At 57.5% G+C, this 20,151-nt stretch carries 16 protein-coding genes; 12 read left to right on the forward strand and 4 right to left on the reverse strand.

Translation table 11 applies throughout. The annotated features are described in order from the left end of the window. The first annotated feature begins 2 nt into the window (after window positions 1–2). From B8783_RS03975 to B8783_RS03985, 3 genes are all read left to right on the forward strand, one after another. Window positions 3–1,715, forward strand: a complete 1,713-nt coding sequence (locus B8783_RS03975; RefSeq protein ID WP_084418492.1) for an FAD-dependent monooxygenase — start codon at window positions 3–5, stop codon at window positions 1,713–1,715. Then, entirely contained in the window at window positions 1,696–2,223 is a 528-nt protein-coding gene (locus tag B8783_RS03980) for a carboxymuconolactone decarboxylase family protein (RefSeq protein ID WP_084418493.1), read from the forward strand. The genes B8783_RS03975 and B8783_RS03980 overlap by 20 nt, the downstream gene beginning before the upstream one ends. Window positions 2,224–2,709: 486 nt before the next feature. Next, window positions 2,710–4,740 carry a TonB-dependent receptor gene (locus B8783_RS03985; RefSeq protein ID WP_267889642.1) on the forward strand — a complete coding sequence of 677 codons (2,031 nt, stop codon included), beginning with the start codon at window positions 2,710–2,712 and terminating at the stop codon, window positions 4,738–4,740. A 150-nt stretch (window positions 4,741–4,890) separates the two neighbouring features. On the opposite strand, the gene B8783_RS03990 is transcribed toward B8783_RS03985, so the two are convergent. Then, the gene (locus B8783_RS03990; protein WP_139792238.1) at window positions 4,891–5,760 is read right to left on the reverse strand and encodes a glutathione S-transferase family protein; all 870 of its coding nucleotides are present in this window, start codon (window positions 5,758–5,760) and stop codon (window positions 4,891–4,893) included. Window positions 5,761–5,844: 84 nt separating this feature from the next. On the opposite strand from B8783_RS03990, the gene B8783_RS03995 reads away from it, so the two are divergent. Further along, complete coding sequence (locus B8783_RS03995; protein ID WP_139792239.1) at window positions 5,845–6,453, forward strand: nuclear transport factor 2 family protein; 609 nt, start codon at window positions 5,845–5,847, stop codon at window positions 6,451–6,453. A gap of 86 nt (window positions 6,454–6,539) precedes the next feature. Here the strand turns inward: B8783_RS03995 and B8783_RS04000 are convergent, their stop codons facing one another. Together B8783_RS04000 and B8783_RS04005 are read right to left on the reverse strand one after the other, a co-directional pair. Next, window positions 6,540–7,337 (reverse strand): SUMF1/EgtB/PvdO family nonheme iron enzyme, encoded by a 798-nt coding sequence (locus B8783_RS04000; RefSeq protein ID WP_139792420.1) that lies wholly within the window; start codon window positions 7,335–7,337, stop codon window positions 6,540–6,542. Window positions 7,338–7,482: 145 nt separating this feature from the next. Continuing rightward, entirely contained in the window at window positions 7,483–8,214 is a 732-nt protein-coding gene (locus tag B8783_RS04005) for a GntR family transcriptional regulator (RefSeq protein WP_169711698.1), read from the reverse strand. A gap of 368 nt (window positions 8,215–8,582) precedes the next feature. On the opposite strand from B8783_RS04005, the gene B8783_RS04010 reads away from it, so the two are divergent. The 4 genes from B8783_RS04010 to B8783_RS04025 all read left to right on the forward strand — a co-directional run bounded on the left by B8783_RS04010 (window position 8,583) and on the right by B8783_RS04025 (window position 14,429). Next, window positions 8,583–10,340: an FAD-dependent monooxygenase gene (locus B8783_RS04010; protein ID WP_169711699.1), complete on the forward strand. Its 1,758-nt coding sequence runs from the start codon at window positions 8,583–8,585 to the stop codon at window positions 10,338–10,340. 229 nt (window positions 10,341–10,569) lie between these two features. Continuing rightward, window positions 10,570–12,069, forward strand: a complete 1,500-nt coding sequence (locus B8783_RS04015; protein ID WP_169711700.1) for a sulfatase-like hydrolase/transferase — start codon at window positions 10,570–10,572, stop codon at window positions 12,067–12,069. A 66-nt stretch (window positions 12,070–12,135) separates the two neighbouring features. Next, window positions 12,136–12,795 (forward strand): VOC family protein, encoded by a 660-nt coding sequence (locus B8783_RS04020; RefSeq protein WP_084418500.1) that lies wholly within the window; start codon window positions 12,136–12,138, stop codon window positions 12,793–12,795. A gap of 44 nt (window positions 12,796–12,839) precedes the next feature. Next, complete coding sequence (locus B8783_RS04025; protein ID WP_084418501.1) at window positions 12,840–14,429, forward strand: AMP-binding protein; 1,590 nt, start codon at window positions 12,840–12,842, stop codon at window positions 14,427–14,429. Window positions 14,430–14,656: 227 nt separating this feature from the next. Here the strand turns inward: B8783_RS04025 and B8783_RS04030 are convergent, their stop codons facing one another. Next, on the reverse strand, window positions 14,657–15,526 hold the full coding sequence (locus tag B8783_RS04030; protein WP_084418502.1) for a LysR family transcriptional regulator: 870 nt from the start codon (window positions 15,524–15,526) through the stop codon (window positions 14,657–14,659). Window positions 15,527–15,640: 114 nt separating this feature from the next. Between B8783_RS04030 and B8783_RS04035 the strand changes: the two genes are divergently transcribed. The 4 genes from B8783_RS04035 (at window position 15,641) to B8783_RS04050 (ending at window position 20,143) form a co-directional block, all read left to right on the forward strand. Then, window positions 15,641–17,137 carry a CoA-acylating methylmalonate-semialdehyde dehydrogenase gene (locus B8783_RS04035; RefSeq protein WP_084418503.1) on the forward strand — a complete coding sequence of 499 codons (1,497 nt, stop codon included), beginning with the start codon at window positions 15,641–15,643 and terminating at the stop codon, window positions 17,135–17,137. 5 nt (window positions 17,138–17,142) lie between these two features. Next, the gene (locus B8783_RS04040; RefSeq protein ID WP_084418504.1) at window positions 17,143–17,919 is read left to right on the forward strand and encodes an enoyl-CoA hydratase-related protein; all 777 of its coding nucleotides are present in this window, start codon (window positions 17,143–17,145) and stop codon (window positions 17,917–17,919) included. Between the two features lie 62 nt (window positions 17,920–17,981). Then, window positions 17,982–19,121, forward strand: a complete 1,140-nt coding sequence (locus B8783_RS04045; RefSeq protein ID WP_084418505.1) for an acyl-CoA dehydrogenase family protein — start codon at window positions 17,982–17,984, stop codon at window positions 19,119–19,121. Further along, the gene (locus B8783_RS04050) at window positions 19,118–20,143 is read left to right on the forward strand and encodes an enoyl-CoA hydratase/isomerase family protein (RefSeq protein ID WP_084418506.1); all 1,026 of its coding nucleotides are present in this window, start codon (window positions 19,118–19,120) and stop codon (window positions 20,141–20,143) included. Before B8783_RS04045 ends, B8783_RS04050 begins: the two co-directional genes overlap by 4 nt. Window positions 20,144–20,151: the final 8 nt, after the last annotated feature.

Consider the following 20,151-nt stretch of genomic DNA (forward strand, 5'->3'; position numbering starts at 1 on the left):
CCATGAAACGCGACATAAAAGATCTACTCATCGTCGGGGCGGGCCCGGCCGGCATTGCTGCGTCCATGTTCGCCTCCAAGCTTGGCCTCACCCACACGGTTGTTGAGCGCCGAAGCGGATTGCATCGCCACCCTCAGGCGCACGTCATCAAGACCCGGTCCCTGGAGATTCTGCGCCGTTTTGGTGTGGATGCCGCCATACATGCGGCGGGAACGCCTGTTGAGCATCAGCGCTTTACAACCTGGTGCACAACACTGTGCGGTCCCGAGTATGGTCGGATCGATTTGCTGGGTCGAAAGGGGCCTTGTGACCGCTTCTTTTCGGTAAGTCCGAGCTATCCGGCGAACCTGTCACAAAACAAGCTTGAGCCGATTTTGTATGACTGTGCGAAAGCGCTCGGCGGCGGCACTTTTCTATTCGATACGGAATGCTTGTCCGCAACAACGCAGGGCGATCATGCGGTCGCAACGCTTCGGTGTAATGATAAGGTCTATGAAGAGCATGCGCGCTTCATCATCGCGGCTGATGGTGCCGCAAGTGGAGTCCGAGCTGGCCTGGGTATCGATTTTGAGGGGCCGAATGCGCTCGCACAATTCTGTGCCGTTCATTTAGAAGCGGATTTTACGCCGCTTGTACAACACATGCCCGGTGTTCTGTATTGGGTCCTCAATCCGGAAATTTCGGGCGTGTTCATTGTGCACGACATGAAGACAACTCAGGTTTTCATGTTTCCGTACGACCCCAAAAAAACCGACAAGGCGAGCTTCACAACAGCATATTGCGAGACCCTGGTGCGAAGTGCGATCGGTTGCGATCACCCTTTCAGGGTTTCGAACGTCGATACCTGGACCATGTCGGCGCAAGTCGCCGAGGAGTATCGAAGCGACCGGGTTCTGCTCGCAGGTGATGCCGCGCACAGATTTCCGCCTACGGGTGGGCTCGGTCTCAATACCGGGCTTCAGGACATCAACAATCTGATGTGGAAGCTGAAGTTTGTTATCGAGGGCCGGGCGCCAATAGAGCTCCTTGACACTTATACGAGGGAGTGCCGCCCGGTTGCTCAGCGAAATTGCCAACGATCCGCGGAAAATCACGAACGAATGGCGCGCGTTGAAGAGATCATCGGCGTGTCTGAAGACCCTGTTGCATTCGAGGCGTCTATTGCCGATCTCTTCAGCGAGAATGGTCGACAGCGCCGACGAGACTTGCAACAGGCGCTTCTCGAACAATTGCCTCATTTTGCCTATCTGGATGTCGAGATGGCCCCGCAGTATGTGGTCGGCGCATTTGGCTCCTCTTTGGCAAGTGAATTGCCGCCGCTGATGACAAAAGAAGGTTACACGCCGGGCTTAAGTCCTGGGTCTGGTTTGCCCCATTTCGAAGTGGAGACTGGGGTGTCGTCGCTCGATGTGCTCGCGTTTGACGCGTTCACACTCTTCGTGTCGAGCACATTTCAGAGAGCTTGGTCGGACGGTCTCCAGGCCGCTCCGGACCTGATGGATATGGTCAGGATTTATCCCGTCAGCGAGCCATTTCGGCATAAATGGGACCGGCTCTGCAACATGGAAGACGTCGCTGTTCTCGTCCGTCCGGATGGGCATATAGGCTGGGTGTTTCCAGCAAGTTGCGAAAAGAAGACTGAACAACTGCGCGTAGCTCTCGATGTGATCCTGCAAAAGCAAGCGGCTGACCTGCATGCGACTGCGCCGGCTTGACAGAGCAGCCCTCTCTGAGCGGCAGAGAGAGGTCGCAGAAAGCATTGCGGCGACCCGGTCGGGTGGTCTTGCGGGTCCGTTCGCGGCCTGGCTCCATGCCCCTGTCGCAGCGAACCTCGCCGAAAAGCTCGGTGCTCACCTTCGTTACGGGACGTCATTGCCTGCGCAGGTGACTGAGTCTGTCATCCTTGCTGTTGCTGCAAGCTGTAATTGCGCGCTTGAGCGCCAAATTCACGAGCCGATCGCAAGGCGCAGCGGCGTCCCTGAAGACCTCATCAGAACGCTGGTCTCAAAGGATATGCTGGAGTGCGAGGGGCCAATGTCAACGGCGGCCCTGGCCGCAAGGCAGATCGTCGAGGGAAACAAACTGAGCGACGAAACTTATAAGGCCTGCGTCGAAGAATTCGGAGAAGCGGGAACAGTCGAGCTGATCCTTGTTGCAGGTTACTATGTTCTGGTGGCTCTGACGATCAATGCCTTTGAAGTCGGCATTGAGGATACGGTTTGATCTGGTCTCCAGAGGTTGAACGGCCAATGAACTCTCAACGGTGATCCCTGCCTCCGCCAGACTTGGCAGGGCAGGGCGCAATTTCGCCGTGGCCATGGCTCTTCCCTCAAGGACCCCCGCGGCCAATTTCTGAAACGTGCGCAACGGGCAGAAAACAGCGCTATAACTGCAATTGACATGCAATAAAGCAAAATGTATGCAATCCATACTTTGCACGCATACGGATGTCTATTTCCTGCACGGGTTCTCAAGAAAGCCCTCACGAGATGACGTGCTTAGACAAGCAATTGTGCATAGGGAGGAAACAAGTTGCTTAAACTAAAACCTGGATACTGCGCTGCCACTTCACTCGTGTCAGCCTTGGTGGCTCTTGTGCCAGCGTCTGCTTACGCACAAGACGCTAGCGCTGAGGATGCGAACGACCAATCGAAAAGATTGGGGACTGTCACGGTCACAGCCCAGAAAAGAGAAGAATCAAGTCAGGACGTGCCCGTCGCGCTGACGGCTTTCTCTGGCGACATGGCAGAAGAAGCAAACATCGTCGCCGTGGAAGATCTGGCGCGTTTCACGCCCGGCCTGAATATCGTTCAGTCGGATGCCGCAAGGACGCGCATCCGGATCAGGGGCGTAGGCAGCCAGAAATTCGACATCGGATCAGATCCGTCGGTGGGTGTCTTTATTGACGAAGTCTACATACCCCGGTTCAGCGGAGCTGAATTCGCATTGCTTGATGTTGAGCGTATCGAAGTTCTAAAGGGGCCTCAGGGCACGCTTTTTGGCCGGAATACGCCTGGCGGCGCGATAAGCGTCATCACAAAGGATCCGTCAGATACATTCGAGGGATTTGTCGAAGCGGGGATCGGCAACAAGGATAGCTATTCCTTCAAGGGACGAGTTGCGGGACCGCTCAGCGACACAGTCAGCGCCAGTCTGAACTATGGTGAGGAGACGGAGGGCGGCTATGTCAAAAACGACCTCACCGGCAACACCAATGACGAGACATCGCGGGCAGCGATCGCGAAGCTCAAATTCGACCCCGACAGCACCCTCTCGATCACGGCCAGCCTGCAGTACACAGACATCGAAGCTGACGCCATCCTGGCCGGTAGCGAAGCTACGCTTCCGAACTCCCAGGCTTTGCCGCTATTCCTGTTTCCCCCCGGCTCGACAGTCACGGTCAATGACGATCCGTTTCTCGCGACGGCGAACATCGATGGTGGTCTCAACATCAAGTCCTTCATGCCGATACTCAGAATCGAGAAGGACTTCGGCGACCTGACTTTGACTTCGATCTCTGCCTATAGGGACAGCGAATTCGATGCCATTGAGGACTTTGACAGAACATCCGCTGATGTTGGTCGGACCGCAATCTACGAAGAATCAACCACCTTCTCGCAAGAGCTTCGCGTTTCGAACGCAAACTTCATTGCTGGGGTGTTCTATTATAATGACGATGCATACCGCTCAGACAGCTTCAACTGGTACAGTGCGTCGGTCCCATACGCTCTGGCTGGCGGCAACGTTGCAAGGGATTCGGCCATTGTTGACCTCGAGACAGAGAGCTGGGCGATATTCGGCCAGTATGAATTCAATTTTACTGACCGTCTCAGCCTGACACTTGGTGGTCGCTACACTGAGGACAAGAAGAATTATACGCTAGCTGCGGAGTCGAATGCTCCGGGTGTTCCGCCCGTGGCCGTGCCTTATGAGACGTCTGGCGATCTGAGCTTTGACAGTTTTGATCCCAAGGCGTCGCTTGAGTTCAATCCGACCGATGATGTGTTGCTGTATGCAAGCTATAATCAAGGCTTCAAGAGCGGCGGCGTGCAGTTCACGGCGTTCCGCGAAGCGCTTGCAGATCTCGTCTTCGAACCGGAAGATATTGATGCCTACGAGATCGGCATGAAGGCGGATCTCCTCAACAACACGCTCCGCGTGAACTCCGCTGCATATCTTTATGATTACGCGAACCTGCAACTACAGCGAGTTGAAGTGGTGGATGGAAGTCCGTCTTCGGTCACCCGCAACGCAGCTGAGGCAGAGATCAAAGGGCTCGAACTGGACGTCACCTGGCTCCCGACGGAGGAGTTGCTGCTGCGCGCTGGCTACAATTACCTCGATGCCACGTTCCAGGATTTTGTTCTGCCTCTGACCGGAGATGATCTGAGCGGAAATACCATGCCTAACAGCCCGGAACATACTTTGTCGGCGACGATCGACTATCAGAAGGAGCTGAGCAATTCGTGGATGCTAGGTCTCGGCGCAGACTGGTTCTGGTCGAGCGAACAGAACCATGACGTTTTTGATGATGATCCTGTCACACAGCAGGATGCCTACAATACCGGACAGCTCAGAATGTCGTTGACGTCGCCAAATGAAGGGATGCGGATTTCGGTCTTTGCCGACAATGTGACGGATGAAACCTATCCCCGAATCCTTCTTCGCCGGCAAACCGAAGTTCTGACGAATTATTCTGATGGTATTCGTTACGGGGCAAAGGTGCGGTTCAGCTTCTAATTCCTCCCGCATCTTGCTGGACTGGCCGCGCTCACGAACCGTGCAGCGCGGCCGCTTTTTTTGGGGGACGCTATCTCTCGCTAGCTGAACTTTGGGCGATAGTCTCATCCGATCCGGCATGACCGCCGGGCCGGCCGCCTTCTGGCGGGATCACTCCGGCCGCAGTATGGCGCGCAATGGCTCACGATAGGCGGCTGCTACAGCGCGCATCGCTTCGTCGGCGGCTTTTGGGGTGCGTGACGTGACGACCGCCTCAAAGGACGGGCGTGATTTGAGGCGTTCCCAGTAGTCGACGGTCTTCGGAACCTCTGGAGACTTCAGGTCAAGGATTCCGAGTATGTCACACCGCAGAAGAAATGGCGTCAGCGCCGCATCAGCAAGGGTATAGCTATCACCGCACAGGAAGGCGCTTTCCCGAAGCGCGACGTCGATGTCGGCAAGCATCTCTCCCAGCACCTGGACGCCTCGATGGACGATCGTCGACTCCAGCCCCTTCATCAGGATATCTCGCCGCTGCGAGCGCTTCACCGGGTCGGAAATGGACTGGAGGCTCCTGTCCACCTTCTCCGAATCGATCGGCATGTACTGATGGCGCATGATGGTCGCATAGGTTGCAGCGCCTAATGCAGGCAAATAGACATCATCGGCGCGCTTCATCCACCAGCGAACCTTTGCTCTGTCGATGGGGGCCGATGGCAGAAGTGCAGGCTTTGCTTTGATCTCGTCGAGATAACTCATGATCACGCTGGATTCGCGCAACACGATTTGACCTGCATCTGAATGCACAACCAGAGTTGGGACAACGCCATCCGGATTGAGTTGCCTGTATTCTGGGCCTGCCAGTTGTTCTCGTGTCACGATGACTTCGTCATACGGGATATCTTTTTCGGCCAGCACCAGCCGAACTTTGGTGCCGCAAGTTGCCTCGTTGAAATGATAAAGCGTGAGCATTCCAGTCCTTTCCAAGCCACATCGTAATCGAAGCGCATTATTGCATGCAAATAATGATTTTGCACTCAATAATGGCGCACATATAGTGAGTTGAATGTTGGATGTTTTGCCTTCGGCGAAACGGAAAAGGACAAATACCTGGAAGGAGGAGAAATGTCAGACAGTGAACAGCTGGACCGGGTCAGGATAGCTCATCTTATCCTCCAGGAACGCGTTGCGCGAGATACTGGCAGGTGGGATCAGATGCGGGCCTGCTATTCGGGCGACGCCCGTGTTGATATTTCCTGGTTCAGGGGAAGCGGTTTCGATTTTGTTGACGCCTCCCGTGAGGCGGCGGACAGCGGCAGTGGCTCGTTCCATAAAATGGAGCCCTGCCTTGTTGATGTAAGAGATGATCGTGCAATTGTTGATGTGGGCGTCGCCATTCACCTGCGGACCTTGATGGATAAGGTTGAGGTGCTGCTCATCGGCCATGGACGTATGCTGTTTCGCGTAGAGCGAACTGGTTCAAACTGGCTTATCAATCATCTGACGGGCATTTATGTCATGGATACACTGCAGCCAGCGGTCCCGGGAGAGGCGGTGAGTTTCGATCGTGAGCGCCTGGCAGCCTATCGCTCTTCATATCGCTATCTCTCCTACCTGCTCGAAATGTCTGGCCGGCCTGTAAGCCAGGACCTGCCTGGCGTGGACAGGCCCGACAGCGTTGACGCCATTCTGACCGCAAACACTGAGTGGTTAAATCAGCAATCTGAACCGTAAAAAGATATCTACTGGTCTAACATCACTTTAGTGTCGCGGCGGCTTTTAGCGACCAGAAATCGGATTTCAATAAACGTGCATTTGGTTCACGCCCCATCGTCCGGCGGGCTGTCCCTCACAACTCTGAAACCGAGATGCGATGTCGAAAAATGGAGTTCCTGGAACTGGCGGGCTTGTGGTCTATACCGGCGACAGAAATTATCCGCGCAAAGATATGATCCGCCTTTAATGGTGAAATTACCTTTGGATGAGGCTGGGGTTTCGGTCCACTCCCACACATTGCCAATCATGTCGTATAGGCCGACTTTGCTGGCCTCAAAGCAGCCGACTGGAGACGTCCCCGAATAGCCATCGGTCACAGTATCGACGAAGGGGAACACACCTTGCCAGGTGTTTGCGACTGGCGCGCCTTCTCGAGTGTAAGCCCCGGAGATTGTGTTTTCCTGATCGGGAAGGCCCAGCTGGGCTGCGTATTCCCACTCGGTCTCAGTCGGAAGCCTGGCATTAGCCCAGGCTGCATAGGCGCGCGCATCAGACAGGGAAACATGTACGACCGGATGTTTTTCGAGCCCCTGAAGCGTCGTTCCCTCACCGCCTGGAGCCCGCCAGTTTGCATTCCGGTCCAACCGCCAGATTTTCCCGGCAGGCGCACCCGGTTGAAAGACTGCAGATCCATTTGCCAAATTGGTATCGGGATCCAGACGCTCGGCATCAGTTACATACCCTGTATCTGTGACAAACTCGCCGAACTCAGCATTCGTAACCTCATGGGTGAGAAACCAGAGCTCGCTCATGTGAAGTTTAATGCCCGCGCTTTCCTCCGGGTATTGAGGCGATTGGCCAAGCACAAATGCGCCGTCGGGGATCAGAGTATATTCTGCAATCGGATGCGCGGCAGAATGACAGCCGGCTTGTGCGGAAGTGCCTGACGCATCGGAGGTAGCGGCAGGGGGCCGGGAGCAGGCTGAAGCCAATATCAGACAAAGCAAAGTGCCCAGCGACACCTGCCAAACGTCTCGGATTTGGGGATCAGTCTTTGACAAGTCGCAGGAACGGATAGCGCTCGACTTCTACGGAGTTCTCCTGAAGAGAGGTGAGAACTCGCTCGAGGTTTTGACGCGCATTATGAATATGCTGCTTCAGGGCGTTTTCAGCCCGCACAGAGTCGCGCGCAACAATCGCCTCGTATACCCATTTATGGTCCTGCTGGGCGCGTTCGATGACGGCCCGTATCGATTGAAAGTCGCGGGTTGTTGCCGCGATGGATTTGGCAGCGGCAAGCGGAATGGATTCGAATTTCTGCATCATTTCGCAAAGGACTTCATTGTCCGCCGCTTTGACGATGGCATTGTGAAATTTTCCGTTGATGTCTGCGAACATCAGGGCGTCTGAATAGTCGAGCTCTTCCTTTAGCAGGAGGCCATCAACCTGAAGAAGGTATCCCTTCAGGTCCGCGTTCATTTCACGCGAAATGCCATTATGAGCTGCCAGCCGGGCCGCCATGCCTTCGAGTGTTTCGCGGACGTCAACAGCAACCATAATATGCTTGATCGAAAAACGCCGGACCACGAAGCCGCGATTTGGCGTGTATTCGAGCAGGCCCTCATTGGCCAGTTCGGTGAGGGCGAGCTTCACCGGCGTCCGGGATGTGTCGAGCATCTCGGCGATATGCTTTTCCTGCATGCGTTGGCCAGCCTCAAACTCGCCCGTCATGAGCAGTTCGCGCAGTTTGGTGACGATGTATTCGGTTTGAGTGGCCACGGAACGTCCCTGCATTTTACCCTGATGCCAGTTTAGACACGTTTGTCTGAATCGACAAGATTGCATGCACGCAAAGCCTGATCGACTTCAACCTGGCCGGTCTTCCTGTGCGGGCACCAGGCCTGCAAGCCGCTGCAGGCGGCCCAACCATCACAATCTTCCTCCGTCTGTCACGTGCTTAACGATCCGAGATTTTTTCAGGTTCTGCGGCGTTCCGTTCTCAGGCTTCGAATTCATGGGTGCGACAGAAAGGTCCACGCGTATCGACAGTTTTGCGGTTGCCAAAAAGCATGCAATAATTAAGAAAGCATGCATAAGGTCGGTTTGTGCCGAAATAGATGAAATTCACAAGGAGAGGAGCGGCGGCCATGAAGGAATTCCCGGTAACAATCGTAGGGGGCGGGCCTTCCGGGCTTCTGGCGTCTGCATTGCTGACGCGCCATGGTATCAAGCACCTCCTGGTTGAGGCCCGCCAAGAACTCCATAGGGCGCCGCAAGCGCACGTCCTGAACACCCGCTCCCTGGAGATATTTCGGCAAATCGGCGTGGATACACAAATTCTGGAAGCTGCGACGGACGTAGAGAAGCAGCAGTACATCACCTATTTCGATCAGCTCACGGGGTTGAGCTATGGAGCTCTGGACATCGGTGCCCGGCGGAGCGGACAGGGCTTCCTGGAGTCGCTTAGCCCGACGCGCGCAGCAAATCTGCCGCAGGACCAGCTTGAGGAGATTCTCTTTGAGAAAGCCCAACAGAGTGAGGTCGCCACGATCCGCTTTGGCACACGATGCACCGGTCACGCGCAAACGTCCGACGGGGTGATCGTCGACCTGTCAGACGAGGACGGACAGGAGTATCAGGTTCGTTCAGACTACCTCATCAGCGCCGAAGGCGCTGGCAGCGGGACGCGGCGTCGAATGGGAATTGAAATGGAGGGACCTGTCGGGATCGCCCATTTCATTACCGTCTATTTCAAAAGCGATCTTGCCGGGCTGTTGAAGGGGAGAGAAGGGGTGGTGCACTGGTGCCTGAACCTTAAGACCCCTGGCATACTGGTCGTGCACGATGACAAGGAACGCTCGGTTCTAATGATCCAGTACGATCCCGAGACCCAGTCCCCGGAAGATTTCACTGAAGCGGTTTGTGCCGACTATCTGCGCAATGTGATTGGAGACGAGTCCCATCCATTTGAAATCAGAAGCCTGGATACCTGGGTGATGAATGCACAGGTGGCCCGGTCCTATGGCGAAGGACGTGTTTTCCTGGTGGGTGACGCCGCTCACCGTTTCCCGCCAACAGGCGGTCTGGGACTGAATACTGGCGCCCAGGACGTGTACAATTTCATCTGGAAACTGAGGGAGGTGCTGAGCGGCAATGCCAAAGCGGACCTGCTGCAGACCTACGAAACCGAGTGCCGCCCGATCGCCCTTGTAAACTGCCAGCACAGCCTGACGAATATGCTGAGAGGCGTAGAGGTGCCAAAGGCGATTGGCCTTGGCGAAGACGCGGCGTCCTCAGAGGCGAATATCGACATCCTGCGGCAAGGTGGTCCCGCTGCGGTCGAAAGGCAGGCAAGGATCCAGGAGGCAATTGAAGGGCAGTTGCAACACTATGTGTCCTACGGACTGGACCTCGGCGGCGTGTACGAGGCGGGTGCCCTGGTCCGGGATGGCGAGGCGATCGTCAAAGCTGAGGAAGATCCGGTCGAGTACAGACCGAATGCCCAGCCCGGAGCGCGGTTTCCCCACTTCTGGGTGGAACAAGCCGGTCATCGAAAATCAGTGCATGACCTGTTGTCCTATGACGGGTTCACGATGATCCTCGGGTCAGATGGCAGTGCCTGGAAGTCGCTGCTCGCCGAACTCGATGAGTGCTCTTTCAAGATCAACCTCGTGGAAATTGGTCCGCAGCAAGTTGTGCAGGACAAGGAGAATGCGTTGTCCCGCCTCTGCGGAATAGCTGAAAACGGCGCCATATTGGTGCGTCCGGATGGCCATGTCGCCTGGCGTGAAAAGTCACTTCCCGGCAATCCCAGGGCCAGTCTGGAACGGGCAATCGCTGCAGCGTTTCCGGCAAGGCTGCGTTGGCGTCATGATGAGCCGGTCGACGCTCACAGAACGGCCTGACGCAAACAGGCCGCGCCGGCGGAAATTTGCGCCCGGGCCTTGCAGTGACGTCATTAGGGTATAGAAAAGCATGCAAAAAAGAATAAGCATGCATTATTGTGCGGTGTGCGAATGAGTAAGGCGCGCCAGCCAGGAGGAGACATAGGTGTTCGAGATGATTAACGGTCGATTTCTTACCGCAGGCAGACCTGTTTTACTCTCCGGCATCTGCGCGCTTGCTTCGGCTTGCATGCCGGCACATAGCCTTGAGCAAAGTGAGGCTGTCGTCGAGCAGGACAGTCGACAGCCGAACATCATCGTTATTCTCGCGGACGACCTTGGCTACAACGATATCTCCCTGAACGGGAATCCGCTCGTTCGAACCCCGAACATAGACCGGCTCGCGACGTCGGGTATTCGCTTCAGTCATGCCTATTCGGCCAATGCGGTATGTGCCCCGTCCAGGGCGGCGCTACTGACCGGGCGACACCAGCAGGCCTTCGGTTTTGAGTTTAATCCGATCATTCCTCCGTATATTGAATCGCTGCCTGCAACCCAGGCGGACGTCACCGAGAGCGGGCCCGAGCACACCGGCGTGTCCAAGGATCAGATTCCGCCCATGAACGAGATCGGCATACCGGCTTCGGAGCTCACGATCGCTGAGCGCTTGAAGACGGCAGGATATTCCACGGCTCTTGTTGGCAAGTGGCATTTGGGCACTGCGCCGGGCAAGCAGCCTGCGGATAAGGGTTTCGACAAGTTCTACGGTTTCCTCGGTGGAGCAGCGCTTTTTGCGCCGGCTGACGGGGACGGTATCGTCAACGCGCATCTCGAAGACCCCTTCGATGCGATGGTCTGGTCGAAAGTGACGAATGCCGTCAGTGACGATGGCGAAATCATCCATCCTGAAAAGCATCTCACCGATGCCTTCGCAGATGAGGCCGTCGAGTTCATCGGTGAGCATAGGCAAGACCCATTCCTGCTCTATCTCGCCTTCAATGCGCCGCATAATCCGCTGCAGGCGCGGCAGGACTATTACGACCGGCTGTCTTTCATCAAGGACCACAAGACGCGCGTTTACTATGCGATGGTCGAACAGCTAGACGACGCGATCGGACGGGTCTTGGACGCCGTCGATGAGGCCGGTTTGTCCGAGGACACGCTGATCATCTTTGCCAGCGACAATGGTGGCGCGTCCTACACCGGCATTCCCATTCACAATCTGCCTTATCGCGGATGGAAGGCGACCTTCTTCGAGGGCGGTATCGTCGTCCCGATGCATGCTTACTGGCCGGGCCATATTCAGCCAGGACAGCTGGTGACCGATCCTGTCAGCCTGCTCGATATCGCGCCGACCATCATGGAAGCAGCAGGATTGCCGATCCCGGAGAAATTCGACGGCAACAGCCTGATCGGCGCGGAGGCAGTCTCCAGCGACCCTGAGGAGAGCCGGCCATTCTTCTGGCGCGCCGAACACTACAGGGTCGTGCGCCAAGGGAAATACAAGCTCCAGATCTCTGAATTCCCGGAAAAAACATGGCTGTTTGATCTGGAGAAGGATCCGGGCGAGCACGTGAATATTGCAGAAGCCAATCCTGACATTGTCAGCCGCCTGACAGAACAGCTCTTGGCCTGGGAGGCCACGCTGGCCGACCCCCTCTGGCCGACAGTCGAGCGGCGGCGAGAGTTTCTGGATGGGTACCAGGACCCTGAAATGCCGGACCAGGAATACATCTATTATCCGCTATGACCGGCAAAGCCGGACGCGCGCGGGTCATTGAAATGCCGATTAGCGGTGAATCTGAGAGGAGCCAAAATGGATACGAAGCTGCAATATAAGCGCTCGCGCGAAGCCAGCGACCGCATTCGCCCCGCCGCACTGGCGCACATCGTTCTGAGGACGGGGCAGCACCAGAAAATGGTGGGCTGGTATGAGCATGTTCTCAACGCGGAGATCGTCTATTCCAACGATCATCTGACATTCCTGACTTATGATGACGAACACCACCGGATCGCTATCGCTAAGCTTCCTGTGACCGGGCGCCGGGACAAGAGCCGCGCAGGTGTCGATCATATCGCCTTCACCTATGAGTCCCTTCCATTGCTCCTGCAGAACTGGAGTCGGCTGCAAGAGGGCGGAATTGAGCCGATATGGTGCATCAATCATGGGCCGACGACGTCCATGTATTATCAGGACCCTGACGGCAACGTGCTTGAGCTGCAGGTCGAGAATTTCGAGTCAGACACCGAAGTCGATGAGTGGATGAGCTCTTCGGATTTCGACATCAATCCAATTGGCGTTGATTTTGATCCGGCCGAAATGAAGCGCAAGTTCGATTCCGGAGTTTCTGTCGAGGAATTGAAGGTCAGGCCCCGGATCGGAAAACGGAGCGCCAGCACAGTTCCAACACCTTATATCGGCAAGTTCGCTGCCACGATGACGCGTATCGCGAAACTGTTCGGCAAGGACGTCTAGACCCCTTCCTGTCGCTCGGGCTGATCCAGGAGTCCCCTTCAAGCATGCTACCTTCGATTACTGACCCCGCCTGCAATCCATTTGCGGGCTGGGATATCCGCACGCTTCTAAACCGTCAGGCCGCGCGGTTCGCCGACAAGCCCTGTCTCATCTGGGAGCCTCTGGATGGCCAAGAAGAGACCTGGACGTATGGCGAGCTCGTTAGTCGGCTGAAGCAAGTTGGCGCGGGCCTTTATGCGCGTGGCATTCGGGCTGGCGACCGGGTCATCGTGCATCTGGACAACTGCCCGGAGCAGATGTTCGCCTGGCTGGGATGTGCCTGGATCGGGGCCGTTGCTGTGACAACGAATGCAAAGTCCAGCGAAGCTGAAATTTCCTACTTTGCCGAAAAGTCGAAGGCACGCGCCGCCATCACGCAGCCAAGGTTCGCCGATCTGATCGCTGACGCTTTCGGCGGCGCGGAATGGATTGTGGTCACCACGACGGATGCGGGTGAGCCGCCGGCAGACATGGCAAGATCCTACGAGCCATTCGAAAGCCTGTATGGTGGAAAGGTGACGCTGCCGGACCGGGACGCCGACTGTACCGCCCCGTTCGGTGTTCAGTTCACCTCCGGCACGACATCACGTCCAAAAGGCGTTGTGTGGACCCATGCGAACGCCCTGTGGGGCGGAAGGGTGAGCGCCCTGCATGAGGGGCTCGGGCCAGAAGACGTCCATCTGGTCTATCTTCCGATGTTTCACACCAACGCGCAGATATATTCTGTCATGGCGGCGCTATGGGTGGGAGCGAGCATCGTGCTGCAACCACGTTTTTCCGCGTCCCGTTTCTGGCCGGTGGCGCTGAAGCATAAGTGCACCTGGACGTCGATGGTGCCGTTCATGGTCCACGCCCTTCTTGAGTATCCTGTTCCCGACAAGCATTCTTTCCGGTTCTGGGGGAATGCTGCCTGTGACCTGCCGTCAGACTCGCATTTCGGTGTGCGGTCGATCGGCTGGTGGGGCATGACGGAAACGATAACGCATGGGATCGTAGGCTCAGTGCATCATGCTGACCGGCCCGGATCCATGGGGCGGGTCGCTCCCGAATACGAAATCGCCATTGTGTCAGCCGATGGCCGTCCGGCGGGATTGGGAGAAACCGGTGACCTCCTGATCAGAGGGCAGCGCGGCTTGTCGCTCTTTCTTGAATATCTTGATGATCCAGTGGCGACGGAGGCGGCCTTCGATGACGATGGCTGGTTCGTCACGGGAGACCGAGTGACGATCTCGGAAGACGGCTGGTTGATCTTTGCGGATCGGTCGAAGGACATGCTCAAGGTCGGCGGGGAGAATGTCGCCGCTTCGGAAGTCGAGAGCGTCATCTCGGCTTTTCCGGACGTTCAGGAAGTCGCCGTGGTCGCGAAACCTCACAAAATGCTTGATGAGGTCCCTGTGGCGTTTGTGCGGCTCAGCGGCCCCGCCGCGCAGGCGGCAGAAGGAATAGCCGACGCCCTCGCGCGCCACTGCCGGAGTGAGCTTGCGAGCTTCAAGGTGCCGGCGGAATTTCACTTCGTCGACGAGTTGCCAAGATCCACGCTCAACAAGATTGCCAAGGCAGAATTGCGTAAGATGTTAGCGACTGAAGGGGACTGAGCCCGACCGTTCGAACGATCGACCAAGCGACGATATCTTTCGGTGGGACAGGTTTGCCAATTCAATCTGAACACTGAACCTTTGTCCCGCAGGTCGGGGAGGGGGCAAGGTCATCTCTTCTTTTGCAGGCCAAGATCGCAACCGCTGTGTAAACTTCAGCAGCATCGAGATGGCGATCGAGTGATAGCGAGCGATCCTGCTGGCCAGGAAATTCGTGCCGTCGGCCCCTATGGCAGGTCCGCCATCAGGTCTCCGAGGAAGTCGATCATCAGGCGGTTGCGGGTGAGGGCGGCGACGTCCTGATGGACGGCGAGCCAGAAGGAGCGAGTGACGAGGATGTCGTCTGGCAGGACTTCGACGAGATCCGGGGAGCGCTCTGCCATGAAGACGGGCAGGATGCCGAGGCCTGCGCCCGAGGCGACAATCTCAAGCTGGGCGACGATGCTGGAGCTGCAGATTTGCGGCGTTAGGCCGGGGAGCAGCTCGTCGAAATAGCGCAGCTGCGTCGAGTAGATGAGATCATCGACATAGCCAACGAGTGTATGGTCCTGCAGGTCCGCGCGCGTCGAGATCGCCTCTGTCTGATCTAGATAGCTTTGCGTCGCATAGAGCCGGAGCGAATAGTCCGACAGTTTGCGCACTTTCAGGCGCCCGGCCGCGGGGCGCGTCAGCAGAACCGACATGTCGGCCTGCCGTTTCGGGACGCTGACAAAGCCTGAAAGGGCGATGAGGTCCACGTCGATCTTGGTGTGAGCCTGTTTGAATTTGCGCAACGCCGGCGCGATGACGGCTGAGCCGAGGCCTTCTGTCACGCCAAGGCGGATGCGCCCGGCCGCGCTCTGCTCGGCGGCGGTTTCAGCGCGAATGTCGAGCGACACCGATTCCATGGCTTCGACCTGCGAGGCGAGGCGTTCACCGGCGGGCGTCAGCACGTGCCCGCGGCGCGTGCGCTCAAACAGAGTGATGCCGAGCTGTTGTTCGAGACGCTTGATGCGGCGACTGATCGTGGTGGCGTCAATCTGCAGATGCGCGGCGGCGCCTTCGAGCTTTTGCTGGCGCGTTACATCGAGAAAGATCTTCAGGTCATCCCAGTTCATGCATGGCTTTTAGGCTGCAATATCGCAGGTGTCATCTGCATTTGTCTCTGTTTACCCGCATTCTCTCAGCGCCTAGTGTGCCGGAAAGATCAAGTAAATCAGGGAGACTGCAGCGTGCGCAACGTCCATCATTTTATTGCCGGCAAGTCCGTCGAAGGCCAGTCGGGCCGGTTCGGCGACATCTATAATCCCAATACGGGCGAGGTTCAGGCAAAGGTTGCGCTGGCAACCGATGCGGAAGTTGATGCCGCCGTTGAGGCCGCCAAGGCAGCGTTGCCGGAATGGTCAGCCACCAATCCGCAGCGCCGCGCACGCGTCCTCTTCAAGTTCAAGGATCTGCTTGAGCAGAATATCGATGAGCTGGCAGAGCTCCTGTCGTCAGAGCACGGCAAGGTTGTTGCCGACTCCAAGGGCGACGTGCAGCGCGGCATCGACGTGGTCGAGTTCGCTTGCGGCATCCCGCACCTTCAAAAGGGCGAGTACACCGAAGGCGCTGGCCCCGGCATCGACGTCTATTCCATGCGCCAGCCGCTGGGTGTCTGCGCGGGCATCACGCCGTTCAACTTTCCGGCCATGATCCCTTGCTGGATGTTCGCGGTCGCGATCGCCTGTGGGAATACATTCGTGCTGAAGCCGTCGGAGAAAGACCCGTCGGTGCCTGTGCGTCTGGCTGAACTGTTCCTCGAAGCCGGTGCGCCGGAAGGCGTGCTGAACGTCGTGCATGGCGACAAGTCATCGGTCGACGCGATCCTCACGCACCCAGACATCAAGGCTGTCAGCTTCGTCGGTTCGTCCGATATTGCGCAATACGTCTATTCGACGGGCACGGCGCACGGAAAGCGCGTGCAAGCCATGGGCGGCGCGAAGAACCACGGCATCATCATGCCGGACGCAAACCTTGAGCAGGCTGTGAAGGATATTGTTGGCGCGGCGTATGGCTCAGCTGGCGAACGCTGCATGGCGCTGCCAGTGGCTGTCACCGTTGGCAAGAAGACGGGCGACGAGTTCGTTGAGCGCATGCTGGAAGCGGCGCAGAACCTGAAAGTTGGCATCTCGACGGATAAGGACGCGCATTATGGCCCGGTTGTCTCAGCTGCGCACAAGGCGAAGGTCGAAGATTATATCCGCATGGGTGTCGAAGAAGGCGCGGAGCTCAAACTCGATGGCCGCGGCCACACGCTACAGGGCCATGAGAATGGTTTCTTCGTCGGCCCGACCCTGTTCGACTATGTGAAGCCTGAAATGAAATCCTATAAGGAAGAGATCTTCGGCCCCGTTCTACAGGTTGTCCGCGCGGAGACGCTGGAAGAAGCCGCCGCGCTGCCGAGCAATCACCAGTATGGCAATGGCGTTGCGATCTTCACCTCCAATGGCCGCGCCGCGCGCGAGTTTGCCGCGCAGGTCAATGTCGGCATGGTCGGCGTGAACGTGCCGATCCCGGTGCCGGTCAGCTATCACACCTTCGGCGGCTGGAAGCGGTCTGCCTTTGGCGACACCAACCAGCACGGCCCGGAAGGCGTGAAGTTCTGGACCAAGATCAAGACCGTCACCCAGCGTTGGCCGGAAGGCGATATCGGCGACCAGGCTTTCATCATTCCAACGATGCAGTAGTCGCAATGACAGACTTCAAGACAATCAAGGTCGAGCTTAAAGGCCGCGTTGCGGTCGTGACGCTCAATCGTCCAGACAGCCTCAACGCGCTGAACGCAGAGGTGATGGCGGAGGTCGCCGCGGCCTTTGCCGAGATCGATCGCAACAAGGACATCGCCGTCAGCGTGCTGACAGGCGAGGGCCGGGCGTTTGCGGCGGGCGCTGACATCAAGGAAATGCAGCCGCAAAGCTTCTCCGACATGTATGTCGAGGATTACTTTGCCGGGTGGGACCGTTTCGCAGCGTGCCGCAAGCCGGTGATCGCGGCGGTGAACGGGTTTGCGCTCGGCGGTGGGTGTGAGCTTGCCATGATGTGCGACCTCATCATCGCGTCGGAAAAGGCGAAATTTGGTCAGCCTGAAATCAAGCTCGGTGTGACGCCGGGCATGGGCGGTTCGATCCGTCTCACCAAGGCGATCGGCAAGGCGAAGGCCATGGATCTCGTTCTGACAGGACGGATGATCGATGGCGAGGAAGCCGACCGGATCGGTCTGGTCAGCCGTGTCGTATCGCATGATGATCTGATGAGTGTGGCGATGGAAGCTGCCGAAACAATTGCCGGCTTTTCCATCCCTTCCATCATGGCGGCCAAGGAAATGGTTGGCCGTGCGCTGGAGCTTCCAACCACGGAAGGCGTCCGCTTCGAGCGGCGCTTGTTCCAGGGACTGTTCGGAACACATGATCAGAAAGAAGGCATGACCGCCTTCACTGAAAAAAGGGCGCCTGGCTTCAAGGATTCCTGACGTCAGCGCCTGAATGGCGTATGGCGGTTACAAGCAGGTTGGACTGAAGCGAGTACGAAAACATGAGCCTCAATGAAGAACAGATAATGATTTCCGACATGGCGAAGAATTTCGCCATGAACGAGCTGCGGCCCAATGCGGCGCAGTGGGATAAGGAAGGCAATCTTGATCGCTCAAAGCTGGAAGCTCTGGGCGAGCTTGGCTTTGGCGGGATCTATACGCAGGAAGAACATGGCGGCTCGGGCCTCGGACGGCTCGATGCGGCGCTGATCTTCGAGCAACTCTCGCGCGGCGACATCAGCCATGCGGCCTTCCTGTCGATCCACAATATGGCGACCTGGATGATCGACAGTTTCGGGGATGATCAGCTGCGCGCTAAATATGTGCCGCGTCTGACGGCGACTGAGCTGATCGCCTCTTACTGCCTGACGGAACCGGGCGCAGGCTCTGATGCCGCAAGCCTCAAGACGACGGCGAAGCTCGATGGTGACGACTACGTCCTCAATGGCGCCAAGGTGTTTATCTCCGGGGCCGGCTTTTCGGACGTCTATGTCGTGATGGCCCGTACCGCCGATAGCGGGGCCAAGGGCGTCTCGACCTTTGTGGTCGACAAGGACGCGCCGGGCCTCTCTTTCGGCAAGCATGAAGACAAGATGGGCTGGCGCGCGCAGCCCACGGCCATGGTCAATTTCGACGATTGCCGCATCCCGGCGACCAACCGGGTCGGCAATGAAGGCCACGGCTTCAAATTCGCCATGGCGGGGCTTGATGGTGGACGGCTGAACATTGCGGCCTGTGCCCTCGGCGGCGCGCAAGATGCGCTCGACCGGGCTTTTGGCTATGTGCAGGAGCGCAAGCAGTTTGGCCGTGCGATCATCGATTTCCAGGCGACGCAGTTCAAACTCGCCGACATGGAGACCGAGCTCTCTGCCGCACGGGCGCTGCTCTACGACGCGGCGCGCAAGGTCGATGCGGGCGCACCGGACAAAACCAAGTGCTGCGCCATGGCCAAGCGCTTTGTCACCGATACGGCGTTCAAGGTCGCCAATGACGCGCTGCAGCTTCATGGCGGGTACGGCTATCTCGGCGACTATGAGGTTGAGCGGATCGTGCGCGACCTGCGGGTCCACCAGATCCTTGAAGGCACAAATGAGATCATGCGCGTTATCGTCGCGCGTGAAATGATGAAGGGGCAGGTATGACCGAGCCAAGTGTAATCGCACGCAAACAAGGCCGGGCAGGTCGGATCACGCTGAACCGGCCAAAGGCGCTGCATGCGCTGAATCTGGACATGTGCGAGCTGATGACCGAGGCGCTGATCGCCTGGCAGGATGATGCGGACGTTGAGCTGATCGTTGTCGATCATGCAGACGGCACGCGCGGGTTTTGCGCGGGCGGCGACATTCGTATGCTGCAGGAGTCCGGCAAGGCTGATGGGCAGGAAGCGCGCGAGTTCTTTGCGTCCGAATATCGGCTCAACACGCTGATCAAGGAATATAACAAGCCCTATGTCGCCCTTCAGGATGGCGTCACGATGGGCGGCGGTGTCGGCATTTCGGTCCATGGGACGTACCGCGTCGCGACGCCAAATACACTATTTGCCATGCCGGAAAGCGGCATTGGCCTTTTCCCGGATGTCGGCGGCGGCTGGTTTCTGCCGCGCCTTGATGGGGCGACAGGCATGTGGCTGGCGCTGACAGGTGCACGCCTGAAAGGTGAGGATGTGCTGGCGGCGGGTGTCGCAACGCATTTTGCTGAGGACCCAGCCGGGCTGGCTGACAAGCTCTGTGAAGACGGCGTGTCCGCGCTCGACGGTCTGAAGACTGAGGCGAGCCGCAGCTATGCCGAACATCAAGAAGAGATCGATGCCTGTTTCGGCAAGGATAGTGTCGAGGACATTGTCGCTGCCCTGGAGACCGGAAGTGATTGGGCCAAGGCGCAGGCCGAGACGCTGGCCTCGAAGTCGCCGCTGACCTTGAAGGTCGCCCATCGTCAGCTGACCGAAGGCGGCAAGATGAGCGATTTCCGCGAGAATATGAAGATGGAGTACCGAATCGGCGGGCGTCTCGTCTGCACCGAAAACTTCATTGAAGGCGTACGCGCCGTGCTGATCGACAAGGATCACAAACCAAACTGGCAGCCGCCAACGCTTGAAGCTGTGACGCCGGAGCTGGTCGACAGCTTTTTCGCGCCGCTTGGGCGTGACGAGCTGACATTCATTTAGGGAGCAAA

The organism is Henriciella litoralis (genome assembly GCF_002088935.1).
In the GTDB taxonomy this organism is placed as follows: Bacteria; Pseudomonadota; Alphaproteobacteria; order Caulobacterales; family Hyphomonadaceae; genus Henriciella; species Henriciella litoralis.